Raw genomic sequence first — 1,904 nt, forward strand, 5'->3', positions numbered from 1 at the left:
CTGGTCGTCCGTACTTACATAACCGCTCAGGTCCACTGTCGTATCAGCTGCCGTTCCGTTACCTAAGGTAAGGATGTTCGTCGTGTTGTTCAATGCGATGGTCTGGGCATCCGTGTTGTTCGTGTCGATGGTCACCGCAGTGCCGAAGTCGTCCGTAATCGTGTAGGTCCCGTCCGTATTGTCCACCACAGAGGAGATCTTCGCATCGAAGGTCGTGGCAACGCCGACCTCGTTCGTATAGATGAAGGTCCCGTTGGCATTGTCCACCAAGGTGCTCAGGGTCTCGTTAATATCATTTATGGTCCCTCCTGCATCGGTAATCGTTGCTATTCGGTTTCCTGCTACGGTATTGCTTACAGCTACACCATTTGTATTTATAATAACATCGCTACCATCATTATTGGTAAAGGTATAGGTACCGTCTGTATTATCAGTAATATTCGCCTTGCTTACGGTTTGTGATATCCCGTTCTCATTTACATAAGTAAACGTTCCATCATTATTATCCGTAAGGTCGGTTATAGTTTCAGAAATCGTTACAGAGGCCACGTTCAAGTATAATCCACCGTCCGATCCAGCGACAATATCATTATTGGCATCCGAACTTATCAAGTTTATCGTTACAGTCGTTCCTGCCTCATTCGTATAAGTAAATGTTGCATCACCATTGTTCACCAAAGTTGAAATAGAAGTATCGCTAATCAAGGTAATATTTCCCGCAGCATCGGTGAAAGTATAAGTTCCATCTCCATTGTCCGCTAAGGCAACAGTACCTGCCAGGCCGTTCAACTCATCAATAGCATCTTGAACGTTTACAGCAGCTAATAAAGAACTAGTATTATCATAAGATACTTCAGTGGCTGTTTGGTTATCGGTACCATCGAATGATGTCGTAACCCCATCCTCGTTCGTATAGGTGAAGGTCCCGTTCGCATTGTCCACCAAGGTGCTCAGGGTCTCCGTGAAGGTAGTGACCGTTCCGTCCTCGGAGGTATAGGTGAAACTGCCGTTACCGTTGTCCACCAAAGTGGTCACCGTGTTGTTCGTGTCGATGGTCACCGCAGTGCCGAAGTCGTCCGTAATCGTATAGGTCCCGTCCACATTGTCCACCACTGAGGCGATCTTCGCATCGAAGGTCGTGGCTACGCCATCCTCGTTCGTATAGGTGAAGGTGCCGTTGGCATTGTCCACCAAGGTGCTCAAGGTCTCCGTGAAGGTAGTGACCGTTCCGTCCTCGGAGGTATAGGTGAAACTGCCGTTACCGTTGTCCACCAAGGTGGTCACCGTGTTGTTCGTGTCGATGGTCACCGCAGTGCCGAAGTCGTCCGTGATCGTATAGGTCCCGTCCACATTGTCCACCACTGAGGCGATCTTCGCATCGAAGGTCGTGGCTACGCCATCCTCGTTCGTATAGGTGAAGGTCCCGTTCGCATTGTCCACTAAGGAGCTCAGGGTCTCCGTGAAGGTAGTGACCGTTCCGTCCTCGGAGGTGTAGGTGAAACTGCCGTTACCGTTGTCCACCAAAGTGGTCACCGTGTTGTTCGTGTCGATGGTCACCGAAGTGCCGAAGTCGTCCGTGATCGTATAGGTCCCGTCCACATTGTCCACCACAGAGGCGATCTTCGCATCGAAGGTCGTGGCTACGCCATCCTCGTTCATATAGGTGAAGGTGCCGTTGGCATTGTCCACAAGTGTTGTAATCGTTTCCGAGATGGTAACAGAGGCAACGTTAAGATATAAGCCGCCATCAGAACCTACTACGATATCATTATTGGCATCTGCACTAATTAATGTAATCGTCACTGGTGTTCCTGTCTCATTTGTATATGTGAAAGTACTATCTCCATTGTCTATTAAAGTCGATATCGACGTGTCGCTGATCGTGGTCGTGTTGCCGGAAGCGT

1 protein-coding gene is annotated in these 1,904 nt (G+C 49.1%); it reads right to left on the reverse strand.

Going from position 1 to position 1,904, the window contains the following annotated elements; all coding sequences use genetic code 11:
* The coding region (locus tag ACOCEA_RS10660; protein WP_420756232.1) for a beta strand repeat-containing protein at window positions 1–1,308 on the reverse strand (1,308 nt) is incomplete at its 3' end.
* Window positions 1,309–1,904 lie beyond the last annotated feature (596 nt).

Origin of the sequence: Maribacter luteocoastalis, from assembly GCF_048890225.1 — a bacterium.
Taxonomy (GTDB): Bacteria; Bacteroidota; Bacteroidia; order Flavobacteriales; family Flavobacteriaceae; genus Maribacter; species Maribacter luteocoastalis.